We start from the raw sequence: 13,671 nt of genomic DNA, 5'->3' as shown, positions 1-13,671 counted from the left end.
TGCTCACTTAGGTGAAGATCTTAACCAAAAATTATAATGGCACTCACTAAACACAGCGGAGGCAACCCTTGAATTCATCGACAGAACTACAAGCAATTTTGGCACTAGCAGACGGTACGATTTTTCGCGGTGTAAGTATCGGTAGTCAAGGCCATCGTGTCGGTGAGGTGGTGTTTAATACAGCCATGACAGGCTATCAAGAAATCCTTACTGACCCCAGCTACGCCCGTCAATTGGTTACCCTAACCTATCCACATATTGGTAACACTGGTACCAATAGCGAGGACATGGAGTCTGGTAATGGTCACAAGATTTGGGCAGAAGGCCTCATCATTCGTGATTCAACCATGGTCACCTCCAGCTTCCGTAATTCTGAATCCTTAACTGACTATTTGAAACGGCACGATACGGTTGCTATTGCTGAGATTGATACGCGCCAGCTGACACGCTTACTGCGTGATAAAGGCGCACAGAATGGCTGTATCATGACTGCCTCTGATGGCGAAACCATCAGCACTAATGATGAGCAACAAGCCATTAAACTGGCTCAAGAGTTCGCTGGTATAGCCGGTATGGACTTGGCAAAAGAATGCTGTAATCCTGATGGCTTTGAATGGACAGCAGGTACCTGGGAATTGTCAGATACCCTACTCAACCGTGACACAGCGGGTGCTCATGATAGCGGTACTGGTGGCTTCTTCAAACAACTTGGCACTCATATTGAAGTAAAATATAACGTGGTCGCCTATGACTTTGGTAGCAAGACCAATATCCTACGCATGCTGGTTGACCGTGGCTGCCACGTGACCGTTGTTCCTGCACAAACGGCTATCGCAGATGTGCTGGCAATGAATCCAGACGGTATTTTCTTATCCAATGGTCCTGGCGATCCAGCGGCTTGTACTTACGCTATCGATAGCGTCCGTCACATTATCGAGCAGACCAATATTCCTACCTTTGGTATCTGCTTGGGTCATCAGCTGATTGGTCTCGCCAGCGGCGCAAATACTATTAAAATGAAAACTGGCCATCATGGTGCTAACCATCCCGTACAAGATTTAGCCGCTGGTACAGTGATGATTACCAGTCAAAATCATGGTTTTGCCGTTGATGAAGATACTTTGCCCGATAATGTCAAATCTACTCATCGCTCATTATTTGATGGTACTAACCAAGGTATCGAGCTGACTAACAAGCCCGTATTTAGCTTTCAGGGTCACCCAGAAGCCAGCCCTGGTCCGCATGACTGTGCGCCATTATTTGATAAGTTTGCTGAAATGATGGAAGCGGCTAAAACGGCCCAAGCTTAATCTAATATAAAAACAGTAATAAATAGAAAAGGCGCTAAGAGCAATTAGTGCGTCTACTGTCGCAACAAATAAAAATTCAAAGTACACCTCAATTAAAATATCACTTAAACGAAGGTAGCCCTAATTATGCCAAAACGTACCGACATAAAAAGCATTCTTATCATTGGCGCAGGCCCTATCGTCATCGGGCAAGCGTGCGAATTTGATTACTCAGGTGCACAGGCGTGTAAAGCGCTAAAAGAAGAAGGCTACCGCGTCATCTTGGTCAACTCCAACCCTGCAACCATCATGACTGACCCAGCGATGGCTGATGCCACTTATATTGAACCGATTACTTGGCAAACGGTTGAGCAAATTATTACTAAAGAACGCCCTGATGCTATCTTGCCAACCATGGGCGGACAAACGGCACTGAACTGTGCCTTAGAGTTGGACAAACATGGTGTATTAGCCAAGTATAATTGCGAGTTAATTGGCGCGACCAAAGATTCGATTGAGATGGCAGAAGACCGCAACTTATTTGATAAAGCCATGAAACGTATTGGCCTAGAATGTCCACGTGCTGAAACCGCTGAAACCATGGAACAAGCGTTTGCGACCCAAGAAAAAATGGGCTATCCCTGTATCATTCGCCCTTCATTTACCATGGGTGGCTCCGGTGGTGGCATCGCGTATAACCGTGATGAATTTATCGAAATTTGTGAGCGCGGCTTTGACTTGTCGCCGAACCATCAATTGCTCATCGATGAGTCCTTGATTGGTTGGAAAGAGTACGAGATGGAAGTGGTTCGTGACAAAAACGACAACTGTATCATCATCTGTGCGATTGAAAACTTTGACCCGATGGGCGTACATACTGGCGACTCTATCACGGTTGCGCCAGCACAAACCTTGACCGATAAAGAATATCAAATCATGCGTAACGCCTCTTTGGCAGTACTACGCGAGATTGGTGTTGAAACTGGCGGCTCTAACGTGCAGTTCGGTATCAATCCTGACACCGGTCGTATGGTTGTGATTGAAATGAACCCACGGGTATCGCGCTCATCAGCATTGGCATCAAAAGCCACGGGCTTCCCCATTGCTAAAATCGCCGCCAAATTGGCAGTCGGCTATACCCTTGATGAATTGCAAAATGACATCACCGGTGGCAAAACGCCCGCCAGCTTTGAGCCAGCACTTGATTATGTGGTTACCAAGATACCTAGATTTAACTTTGAAAAATTTCCACAAGCCGATAATACGTTATCAACTCAGATGAAATCAGTGGGTGAAGTCATGGCTATCGGCCGTAACTTCCAAGAATCCATGCAAAAAGCCTTACGTGGTATGGAAACTGGCTCAGATGGTTTTGATGAGCAAATTGACTTTGCTGCTATAAAAGACGGCGCGCTTAGCGCTGATAAAGCCCGTTCTGAGATTACCAATCGCTTAACTATTCCCACGCCTGAACGTATCTACTATGTGGCTGATGCCTTCCGTATTGGTATGACGGTCGATGAAATATTTAATTTCACTAAAATTGACCCTTGGTTCTTGGTACAAATTGAAGATATTGTTAACACTGAAGCGACCGTTAAAGCATTAGGTTTTGGTGGTTTAACTGAGAAAAACTTACGTCGCTTTAAGCGTAAAGGCTTATCAGATTTGCGCTTGGCCAAACTGCTAGGTATATCACAAAAGCAACTGCGTACCAAGCGTTGGGATTTGGCTGTGCATCCGGTCTATAAACGTGTGGATACTTGTGCGGCAGAATTTGAGACCAGCACTGCCTACATGTATTCTACTTATGATAGCGAGTGTGAAGCCAAGCCGTCTGATAAGAAAAAAATCATGGTTATCGGCAGTGGTCCAAACCGTATTGGTCAAGGTATCGAGTTTGACTATTGCTGTGTCCATGCCGCGCTAGCAATGCGTGAAGACGGCTACGAGACCATCATGGTCAACTGTAACCCTGAAACAGTTTCGACCGATTATGATATCTCAGATCGCTTATATTTTGAACCAATCACTCTAGAAGACGTATTAGAAATCGTGCGGATCGAGAAACCTGATGGCGTTATCGTACAATTCGGCGGACAAACCCCACTGAAACTGGCCCGCGCCCTTGAAGCCGCTGGGGTTAAGATTATCGGTACTAGCCCTGATGCGATTGACCGCGCTGAAGACCGTGAGCGCTTCCAGCATATGATTCAACAGTTGAATCTTATCCAACCGACTAATGCCCTAGCAACCAGCTTAGAAGACGGCTTGGTAAAAGCCAAGGACGTCGGCTATCCATTAGTAGTACGCCCATCATATGTGTTGGGTGGGCGCGCGATGGAAATCGTTTATAACGAAGACGAGTTAAGACATTACTTGCGCACTGCGGTACAGGCGTCAAATGAAGCACCGGTATTGCTTGACCGTTTCTTAGACGACGCTATCGAAGTCGATGTAGACTGTATCTGCGACGGCACCGACGTGGTCATCGGTGGTATTATGCAGCATATCGAACAAGCTGGTGTGCATTCAGGTGACTCCGCCTGTTCGTTACCACCCTACTCGCTATCAGATGAATTATGCGACGTTATGCGCGAGCAGACCGTCGCTATGGCGAAAGAGCTGGGCGTTATTGGTTTAATGAACGTCCAGTTTGCCGTAAAGGGTGAGACCGTTTATATTTTAGAAGTTAATCCACGTGCCGCACGTACCGTACCTTTTGTCTCTAAATGTATCGGTGCCTCGTTGGCAAAAGTTGCTGCACGCTGTATGGCTGGCACTTCACTTAAAGAGCAAGGCTTTACCAAGGAAATTGTTCCCTCATTTTTTGCAGTCAAAGAAGCCGTCTTCCCGTTTGCTAAATTCCCTGGTGTCGATCCTATCTTGAGCCCTGAGATGAAGTCAACTGGTGAAGTGATGGGCGTTGGTAAGACCTTTGGCGAAGCTTTTTACAAGGCCGTTATCGGTAGTAATGAGCGCTTACCTGGCTTACCCACTGCAGGCGAAACTAAAACTGTCTTTATTTCAGTTCGCGACAGCGACAAGGCGCAAATATCTCCTATCGCTCGTCAGCTTGCAGACTTTGGCTTCAACATTGTAGCCACCACGGGCACGCAGAAAATACTGGCAGAAAACGGTATTGACTGTCAGAAAATTAACAAAGTTACTGCAGGTCGCCCACATATCGTTGACGCTCTAAAAAATGGTAAGATTGATTTAATCATTAACACCACTGAAGGCAAGCAAGCACAAGAGGATTCATTCTCCATTCGCCGTAGCGCTTTACAAGGCAAAGTCTTTTATGTCACTACTTTAGGAGCAGCCGACGCGGTCTGCAAATCTTATGCTATCGACCTGCCATTTGAGGTATATAAGCTACAAGATTTGCATGAGCAAGCAAAGGCTATTGACGTGGCTGAATAAATTCAGTAAATTAAGCATAACCGTAGGGCTTGCTGAAAATCCTACTAAAGACTGGTTAATATTTTTAAAACGACCGTTCTAAACTCAAAAAGCATAGTGGCTAAACGGCAACTATGCTTTTTATTACGTAGGCCCATTGTTGATTGGTTAGTGAATGTATAAGTTAAAAATACGCCAACTTGCGACTAAATAGACTTGAAAATTACTATTAACCCAACAATTAAGCAGCCTTAACGCCACCCTTTTTTATATTCCACACTGATTGCAATAACGCCAACACCATCTCACTATTCACTAAGAGTAGGAGGTGGTGTGATGTTATTGGTTTAAGGAAAAAACATGCAACGCTACCCTATGACTCCGCAAGGACATGCGGCTTTAGAAGCCGAGTTAAAGCAGTTAAAAACCATTGATCGTCCACGCATCACAGCGTCAATCGCTGAAGCCCGTGAACACGGCGATCTAAAAGAAAATGCTGAATACCATGCCGCTCGTGAGCAGCAAGGATTTTGTGAAGCACGTATCCGTGACATCGAAGCCAAACTTGGTGGCGCGCAAGTGATAGATATCGCTACCTTACCGAAAGAAGGTCGAATAGTATTTGGCGTGACGGTGGTCATTGAAAATATGGATACTGAGGAAGAGAAACGCTATCAAATCGTCGGTGATGATGAAGCCGACTTTAAAGGCGGTAAAATCTCGGTTAACTCGCCTATTGCCCGTGGCCTGATTGGTAAATATAAAGGCGATGAAGCGCGTATCGAAACCCCAAGAGGCGTGGTTGAATACGAGGTTATGGAAGTAATCTACGGGTAATTTGACAGTATCTAATAGATTATTTTAATATCACCTTAGACACCGAACTATTTAGTTATTATTGCTTGGGCCTATCATCAATTGGATTATGACGATAAAAACGAAATATATTTTCGCCAAACCCGAATGATTTTGAAAATATTATAACTATATTAGCTAGCTATCGGACGCAATTTGGCGGAAATACAGCCATTTATGACGCTCTAGCATTATTCTAAAGGCCTTGATCACTCAAGGCCTTTTTTCGTGGGTAAAAATAATTATTTTTTGTTTATTATTATGTGTTGATAACCGTTACTGGACGACACTAATTGTCGCATTGTTTTCTCGATTCTTCCTTATTTACAATGACTTACCAACATATTTGATAAAATAAACCTTCATAAATTAATTGGTAAATCCCCAGTTATGGCAACGATCAATTATGAAAGATTGCAGGGCAAACTCAATATCTTAGCGGATGCGGCTAAGTATGATGTCTCTTGCTCTTCCTCCGCTGGTACTCGTAAAAACCAAGGTGGCGGTCTAGGCGATGCGTCACAGTCAGGCATTTGTCACAGCTATACCGAAGATGGACGCTGTGTCAGTCTACTTAAGATCTTGCTCACCAATCACTGTATTTATGATTGTGCTTACTGTACTTCTAGAAAAAGTAACGACACACCGCGCGCGGCATTTAGTGTCGAAGAAGTGGTTGATTTGACCATGCAATTTTATCGTCGTAATTATATCGAAGGCTTATTCTTAAGCTCCGGTATCTTTAAAAGTGGTGACTATACAATGGAGCGACTGGTTGAAGTGGCAAAGATATTACGTACCCGTGAGCGCTTTAACGGTTATATTCATCTAAAAACCATTCCTGGTGCCTCGAAAGAGTTATTACTAGAGGCTGGACTGTATGCGGATCGCTTAAGCGTCAATATTGAAATACCCACCAAATCTGGCCTTGCTTTACTGGCGCCAGAAAAGTCGCATGAACAATTAAAAGCGCCGATGGCAACCGTAAAAGAAGAAATTATCACTATCCGTGAAAGCCGTAAAACTCATAAAAAAGCGCCCAAATTTGTACCCGCAGGTCAGACTAGCCAGATGATCGTCGGTGCCAGTAATGAAACTGATTTACAAGTGATTCAGTTATCGAGTCATTTCTATAAACAATATGATCTCAAACGTGTTTACTACTCAGGCTATGTACCGATGCTAGCGGATAGCCGCCTACCTGCTATTGGCACGCCAGTGCCGATGGTACGTGAAAACCGTCTGTACCAAGCCGACTGGTTAATGCGTTTTTATGGCTTTGGCGCTCATGAAATTCTTGAACCTGACTCACCGTTTTTGGACCTAGACTGTGACCCAAAACTGGCATGGGCCATCCGTCATCGCGAGCATTTCCCTGTTAATATTCAAACCGCGTCTTACGAGATGATCGTACGCATTCCGGGAATTGGTACCAAAACCGCAAAAAAAATTCTCAAAGCACGTAAGTTTAATCAGCTGACTCTATACCATTTAAAAAAGATGGGCGCGGCGGTCAACCGTGCTAAATACTTCATTGCCACTACGGGTAAAAATGAACATCTCGCGCATCTAACCCGAGATAACTTTCGCCAGTATGTGCTGGCACAAACGCAAACTAAATTTAAAGACCAGCGCAGTGGCCAGTTGGCCTTATTTTAATCAGGACTTACTTTGATAAAGCTGACATAGCTGAACCCTTTTAAAATAAGTTCACTATAGCTAAAAGAAATTTTTGTAGTCTCTGGAATGACGTAATCACACAGTAGGCTAGAAATTTTTTGTCCGCTATATAGCACTACAGTCAGTTCAAAATGAAAGAGAGTCGTTTATAATAATGTACTGACTGTGTAGAATATTTAAGACTACTTTAGGATGAACCATGTCACAACAGCTACCAGACACGATTTACCCTATTGGTCATTTAACGCCCAGTATTGTGCTTTATGAGCCAAGTTTTGAAGGGTGGCTCAGCGCGGTATTTTATGTCTATGCCCATAAAATTCAACATAATACAGCGCTCCAGCTAACAGCTAATGACTGCTACGTACCTTCATTAATAGATTATGCGACTAGCGTTGCAACTGAGGCAGATAAAGCGCAAAGGGTGCTGGTTAAGCTCAATAATCTGATTGGGCGTTCTGGGTTGCGCCAGATTTTATGGGGTTTATTATCTGAAAAAATGGATATCGGAACAACTTTATTCCAAGTGGTAAAGTACGCTATCGACTATCCTGATCGAGCAGTTATGGAAGACTTAGGCAACCTAAACGTTTTGCAGTTGGCACAAAACGTCAAATCTGTCGGCCGTGAAAAGCACCGAATGGAAGCCTTTGTACGCTTTGAGCATACCAATGATGATATCTATTTTGCTAGGGTGGAGCCTGATTTCAATGTCTTACCACTAATTGGTGAGCATTTTCGTCAGCGCTATCAGGATCAGCACTGGGCGATTTATGATCTCAGCCGCGGTTATGGTATTTATTATGATAAAAGTAAAAGCACCCCGTCTCGTCCTGCCAACTTACAAACTATAACTAACCTTGATGAGGCGGTATTGCGTAATCCTGCTAGCGTGCACAGTGTAGATGAACAGCGCTATCAGCAGTTTTGGCAAGGCTACTTCACTAACGTCAATATCAAAGAACGCAAAAACCCACGTTTGCATAGACAGTATTTACCTCAGCGTTATTGGAAATATTTAAGCGAAAAACAACTCCTTCCTGATGCAGAGCATTTACAAAAACGTCGTTAGCTTTGTTTATTATTAGCCTTTATTTACTACGGAATTTTATCTATTATTAAATTTTTCTCATGCACTACTAACTAAATGCTAATTAGGGTTTAAATATGACGCTACTGAAAACTATTTGTCATCCTCAGCCCCTGCTTAAGGTTGAGTTTTATCGCTTTTTACCTGACAATAGCCACTTATTACCTAACGGGTGCCGACCGCTATTATGAAAGTGATGCGCTTATTATCGTCTTTGAAACATGATGAATCCGAACGCGGTATCTTTCATCTTGGGCGCGCATTGGTCAAAAATGACCATACTTCAATTATTATCTCTAGTGCCGATGATGATAATGATTTGGTCAGACGCCTAGAGCGCGATGGCAACCTATATCATCAGTTATATATGAATAAAAAGTCTTGGTTGTCCCTGCTACAAATTGCGCCGCTACGCCGTCTCATTGAGCAATATAACCCTGACGTCATTCATATACATTCTCGAACGCCAGCCTGGATACTGCATTTAGCACTACGGCGTGCCCGAGTTAAGCGGCCACCAAAACTGGTCTCGACCATGTATGGCTTTTATCCCATTAATAAATACTCACAAGCGCTACTCGATGTCGATACCATTATCACGGTATCTGATAGTGTCACCAATTATCTAAAAAAAGGGCTACGCCTTGAAGATGTTGACCCAAAGATGATCAAACGTATCTACCGCGGTATCGATACCCGCCGTTATCCTTACCGGCACAATCCATCAGTCTATTGGCTGCGACATACTTTTGCTGAATATCCTGAGCTTGAGCACAAAAAATGGCTGGTATTTCCGACTGTCATCGGTAATGAATATGGTCAAGAATGGCTCATTGATATCTTAGGTAATCTTCAAGAACAATTTCCTAATATTCACGTTATCGTTATGGATGAAGATCATCGAGATGGCGATGTGGCTCACGAAGACTTCCGCCAGCGTACCACTGCCCTCAACCTTGCTGAGCGTATTACCTATGTCGGTAGCAAGCGTAACGACATGCGCGAATGGCTATCTGCAGCTAATATCGTCATGGCACTTGCCAACGAGCCTGAGTCTATCGGCATTAACGCCTTACAAGCGATTCACCTGGGTACACCAGTCATTGGCTGGGATCAAGCTGCATTCAGCGAGATTCTACAGCCATTATATCCGCAAGGATTGGTCAAAAAATATAACGCTCAAGCGTTATGTAAGGCCGTGAGAAATCAGTTAGAAAGCGTTACTCGACCTGAGATGACCAATAAATTTACCATGCGTGAAATGATTAAAGAGACCCTTGCGGTATATCAAGGGTTACATGATGAGTCGCTCGCTGAAGAGAACATTCGGACCGCGACCTACTCTTCACGTAAGCTCACAAAGCGCCTTAAACCTATAGTCAAATCGCTGACTAAACCTGTTAATGAACTCGCTGGTAAAGCCGTTATAAAGAATACAACGCCAACTGTAAAAGAAAAGTCTGAACTAATTACTACTTCAGAACCGATCAACAAAGAAAGCTTATAGCAGACGCTAACAACAACGGTTATTAACAGAAGAAGCTTGTTGCCTATTTTGGTAGGATCAATTAAAAATATCACTTCCCATTAACCGTACTGTGTTTTGACTTATTTTGACTTAATAAGTCGCTGGCGTGTGCGCACTAATAATACGTGTTATAGCATTACTAGGATTGATAAAAGTATGAGGATTGTGGGTATTAATGACATAGCTGTCGCCCTCATTTAATAGATACGTGATCTCATCAATGCGGATTAAAATTTTGCCTTCAATAAAATCTTTTAAACACCCTATAGTTAAAACACCTTAAAAACGCGACGGTACTGCTGGTATAAGCTTTTTGTAGCCTCTGTCTGCGTAGGCACAGCAAGCAAGAAAAACGTATGCCAGCAGTAGGTTATGTATCGATATTACTTTTCATTGACTATAGGGCTTATCATCCTAATGATGTCTGTATAGCCTCTTATGCCAACTTTTTAATCTGTAACAACGGTATTATTGTGCCGCAATATGATGATGTAAATGATGACTTAGCCATTCAGCAGCTTGAAAAAATCTTTCCTAGGCATCAGGTAGTTGGAGTACATACTAAAGAGATTATGTTTGGCGGCGGCAATATTCATTGTACTACCCAACTTTACTACCCAGCAGCGGTCAACGCGTAGTAACAAGATTTATGTGTTCTACAATTAGCTTTTTAAACATAACCAAAAACGGATTTTGAACCCGAGGAATTTTTATGAGCGAATATCAAGTAACCAACCCAGCCACTGGCGAAGTTGAAGCCACCTATCCTACTGCGAATGAACAAGATATCCAGCAGGCGATCAAAAAAGCAGACGATGCATATCAAGACTGGCGTCAAGTACCTCTCAGCGAGCGCAGTGCCATACTACATAAAATTGCCGATATTTATACTGAGCGTCAAGATGAGCTGGCGGATATGATCACTACAGAAATGGGCAAACCCGTCGCCCAAGGTAAAGGAGAGCTCGGTCTAGTCGCTAATATCTATCGCTACTATGCGGATAATGCCGAGCAACTATTGGCAACGGATGAGGTTAAAGTGGATCAAGGCTCAGCCTCTGTAGAAAAGCTTCCAGTCGGCGCCTTACTAGGAATTATGCCATGGAATTTCCCCCACTATCAGGTAGCGCGCTTCGTCGCACCAAACTTTATGGCGGGCAATACGATCATCCTAAAGCATGCCCCTCAGTGCCCTAAGACGGCAGAAGTCATTGTCGAGATTTTAAAGGACGCCGGCCTGCCTGATGGCGTGTATAACAATATCTTTGCCACTAATGAGCAAGCCGCTACTATCATTCAAGATAGTAGAGTTCAGGGCGTGTCACTAACAGGTTCTGAGCGCGCTGGTGCAGCCGTCGCTAAAGAGGCAGGCAGCGCCCTCAAAAAAGTTGTTTTGGAACTAGGCGGCTCAGACCCCTTTATTGTCGCAGCAGATGCTGATATCGAGAAGGCAGTAGCGGACGCCATCACAGGTCGTTTTGGTAATACAGGACAAGCTTGTAATGCTGCTAAGCGCTTAATTATCGTTGAAGCTGTCTATGACAAGTTTGTACAAGGCTTTACCGATGCGGTCCGAGCTATGACTTTATCTGATCCCTTAAATGCAGATACTTTTATTGGACCGATGTCATCAAAGAGCGCTGCCGTTAATCTGCAAGAGCAATTAGATGGTGCGATACAGGCTGGCGCTACGGTTCTGGTTGAAGGCGGCATAGTCAAGGATAAGCCTGGCGCTTGGTTTGCGCCTGCAGTACTTGCCGATGTCGATGACTCAATGGATGTCTATCGTCAGGAGCTATTCGGTCCTGTTGCCGTCATCTATAAAGCCCATGATATAGCGCACGCTATCAAGATTGCTAATGACGTGCCTTTCGGTCTGGGCGCTTCTATCCAAACTCAAGATTCGGCATTGGCAGCAGAGATTGCTGAGCAGTTAGAAGTAGGTATGGTCTATATCAATACACCTTCTGGTAGCGAAGCCAATATCCCGTTTGGCGGCGTTAAACGTTCAGGATTTGGTCGCGAGCTTGGTACGCTTGGCATCACTGAGTTCCTAAACTATAAGCTGATTCGTGATAAAACCAACGCGTAGGTTCAGCCTATTATTCTTAGTACTGCAATAAAAAAAGCCTAGCGTCTTAACGCTAGGCTTTTTTTTGATTAATATGTAAAACCTGTTCACTGTTTTACTTTTTAGGCGGATTTTCTTTTAACCACAGCTGATTGACGATTTTTAACTCACGTAACTCTTCTGCCATGATAGCTTCACTTGTACCTGGATACTTGACTCTTGCATAGCTATATAAAGAAATCCCCAGTACAGTCCAGCCGAGGAAGATCCACCACTCAATGCCGATAAGCGCCGACGGCATCCCTGGCATATACAAGGTCAATAGACCAATGCTTAGAATGATAGTGACTACACCTACGAGCTTACCTGCTGGTACTCTAAACGGACGTACCATATCAGGCTCGCGGTAGCGTAATACTAAGAAAGAGATGGCGACACAAGTATAAGCTATGACAATACCAAAGCCACCTGCATCTACAATCCAAACTAGCATTTTGCGGCCAAATAATGGTGCTAGGGTCGCCAAACCACCAATGAGTAAAATAGCGTTGGCTGGCGTATTGTATTTAGGATGTAATTTACTCAAAAACGCCGGTAACATACGAGCTTTGGACATCGCATACAGCAGACGACTACCACCAATTAAGAAGGCATTCCAACTGGATAAAATACCCAGTACCCCACCAATAACCAGTAAAATACCAGCCCACTTACCACTCCAAGCATTGGTCATCGCATCAGCGGTCGCTAAGGTTGAACCTTCTGCTTGTATCAGTGGTAACGTCGTGCCAACACTCCAAGCGACTGCGATATACCAAAGTACTGCGATAATAATTGAGATGATCAAAAACTTACCAATATTAGGACGGGTTAAATCAATCTCTTCAGCCGCTTGCGGAATAACGTCAAAGCCCACAAACATAAAAGGTACCATCACAATAACCGCCATTACACCAGCAGCACCACCAATAAATGCAGGTGCTTGAACGGCAGTCGATGTAGCAGGATTATATAATGCGGCACCGATAAACAGCAGTATTCCGACAAATAAAATTCCTATTACCGCTGTTTTTTGGAACCATGCACTAACTTCCATGCCACGAATATTCAACCATGTCACGATTACAGATCCCAGCATCCCCACCCCAACCCAAGTGGCATAGACATCCCAGCCTGCGATGGTCCATAGATAACCTTGGTTATAGTTAGGGATAAAGTATTCGACTACTGTCGGTAGCGCCACCGCTTCGAAAGCCACTACGGAGAAGTAACCGAACAGAATACTCCATGAGCAAATGAAAGAGACATTAACTCCTAACGCTCTATGGGTATAAGTATGCTCACCACCAGTAATAGGCATTGATGCGGCCAGCTCAGCATAAGTGACACCGATCAAAATTACTGCCAGACCACCTAAGAGGAACGCTAACATCGCGCCCCAAGTTCCAGCAGCAATAATCCAGCCACCAGCCAATACTACCCAACCCCAACCTACCATCGCACCAAACGCTAGGGCAATAATATCAAACATTCCAAGCGATTTTTTTAATCCAGACATAACTTACTCCTTGTCTTTGTGTCATCCATGTCCATCCTTGACACTTCAGCCAGATAAATATTCAAAGTCATATTTACCTGGCTTGATGCTTATCTGGCTACATGCTTGTTTATTCGGGTCTAGCCCATTATCGTTATCTTTCCGTATCTATCAATTTCTGTTTGTTTGCCTGTTGTGTTGGTTTGTGCGATTGCT

Annotated in this window: 10 protein-coding genes; 8 read left to right on the top strand and 2 right to left on the bottom strand. The window is 43.9% G+C overall.

Features of this window, described 5'->3' with window-relative positions:
* Positions 1 to 68 precede the first annotated feature (68 nt).
* The 6 genes from carA to RCH20_RS00925 all read left to right on the top strand — a co-directional run bounded on the left by carA (position 69) and on the right by RCH20_RS00925 (position 9,826).
* Positions 69 to 1,310 carry a glutamine-hydrolyzing carbamoyl-phosphate synthase small subunit gene (gene carA / locus RCH20_RS00950; RefSeq protein WP_327192265.1) on the top strand — a complete coding sequence of 414 codons (1,242 nt, stop codon included), beginning with the start codon at positions 69 to 71 and terminating at the stop codon, positions 1,308 to 1,310.
* Positions 1,311 to 1,436: 126 nt separating this feature from the next.
* The gene (gene carB, locus RCH20_RS00945; RefSeq protein WP_327192264.1) at positions 1,437 to 4,715 is read left to right on the top strand and encodes a carbamoyl-phosphate synthase large subunit; all 3,279 of its coding nucleotides are present in this window, start codon (positions 1,437 to 1,439) and stop codon (positions 4,713 to 4,715) included.
* Positions 4,716 to 5,054: 339 nt separating this feature from the next.
* Positions 5,055 to 5,531 carry a transcription elongation factor GreA gene (gene greA / locus RCH20_RS00940; RefSeq protein WP_209956789.1) on the top strand — a complete coding sequence of 159 codons (477 nt, stop codon included), beginning with the start codon at positions 5,055 to 5,057 and terminating at the stop codon, positions 5,529 to 5,531.
* Positions 5,532 to 5,939: 408 nt separating this feature from the next.
* Entirely contained in the window at positions 5,940 to 7,208 is a 1,269-nt protein-coding gene (locus RCH20_RS00935) for a putative DNA modification/repair radical SAM protein (RefSeq protein WP_327192263.1), read from the top strand.
* Positions 7,209 to 7,428: 220 nt separating this feature from the next.
* The gene (locus RCH20_RS00930; RefSeq protein ID WP_327192262.1) at positions 7,429 to 8,301 is read left to right on the top strand and encodes a TIGR03915 family putative DNA repair protein; all 873 of its coding nucleotides are present in this window, start codon (positions 7,429 to 7,431) and stop codon (positions 8,299 to 8,301) included.
* A gap of 205 nt (positions 8,302 to 8,506) precedes the next feature.
* The gene (locus tag RCH20_RS00925; RefSeq protein ID WP_327192261.1) at positions 8,507 to 9,826 is read left to right on the top strand and encodes a glycosyltransferase; all 1,320 of its coding nucleotides are present in this window, start codon (positions 8,507 to 8,509) and stop codon (positions 9,824 to 9,826) included.
* A 111-nt stretch (positions 9,827 to 9,937) separates the two neighbouring features.
* Here the strand turns inward: RCH20_RS00925 and RCH20_RS00920 are convergent, their stop codons facing one another.
* A complete protein-coding gene (locus RCH20_RS00920) occupies positions 9,938 to 10,081 on the bottom strand; it encodes a cupin domain-containing protein (protein ID WP_327192342.1) in 144 nt (47 codons plus the stop codon).
* 122 nt (positions 10,082 to 10,203) lie between these two features.
* On the opposite strand from RCH20_RS00920, the gene RCH20_RS00915 reads away from it, so the two are divergent.
* The gene (locus RCH20_RS00915) at positions 10,204 to 10,485 is read left to right on the top strand and encodes an agmatine deiminase family protein (protein WP_327192260.1); all 282 of its coding nucleotides are present in this window, start codon (positions 10,204 to 10,206) and stop codon (positions 10,483 to 10,485) included.
* 74 nt (positions 10,486 to 10,559) lie between these two features.
* Positions 10,560 to 11,939 carry an NAD-dependent succinate-semialdehyde dehydrogenase gene (locus RCH20_RS00910; protein WP_327192259.1) on the top strand — a complete coding sequence of 460 codons (1,380 nt, stop codon included), beginning with the start codon at positions 10,560 to 10,562 and terminating at the stop codon, positions 11,937 to 11,939.
* A gap of 94 nt (positions 11,940 to 12,033) precedes the next feature.
* Here RCH20_RS00910 and RCH20_RS00905 read toward each other — a convergent pair whose 3' ends face one another.
* Positions 12,034 to 13,476 carry an APC family permease gene (locus tag RCH20_RS00905; RefSeq protein ID WP_327192258.1) on the bottom strand — a complete coding sequence of 481 codons (1,443 nt, stop codon included), beginning with the start codon at positions 13,474 to 13,476 and terminating at the stop codon, positions 12,034 to 12,036.
* Positions 13,477 to 13,671 lie beyond the last annotated feature (195 nt).

The sequence above is a fragment of the Psychrobacter sp. PL15 genome, from assembly GCF_035984995.1.
Lineage (GTDB): Bacteria > Pseudomonadota > Gammaproteobacteria > Pseudomonadales > Moraxellaceae > Psychrobacter.
Note: the sequence above shows the minus strand (reverse complement) of the source record. Positions and strands in the feature narration are given on the sequence as shown.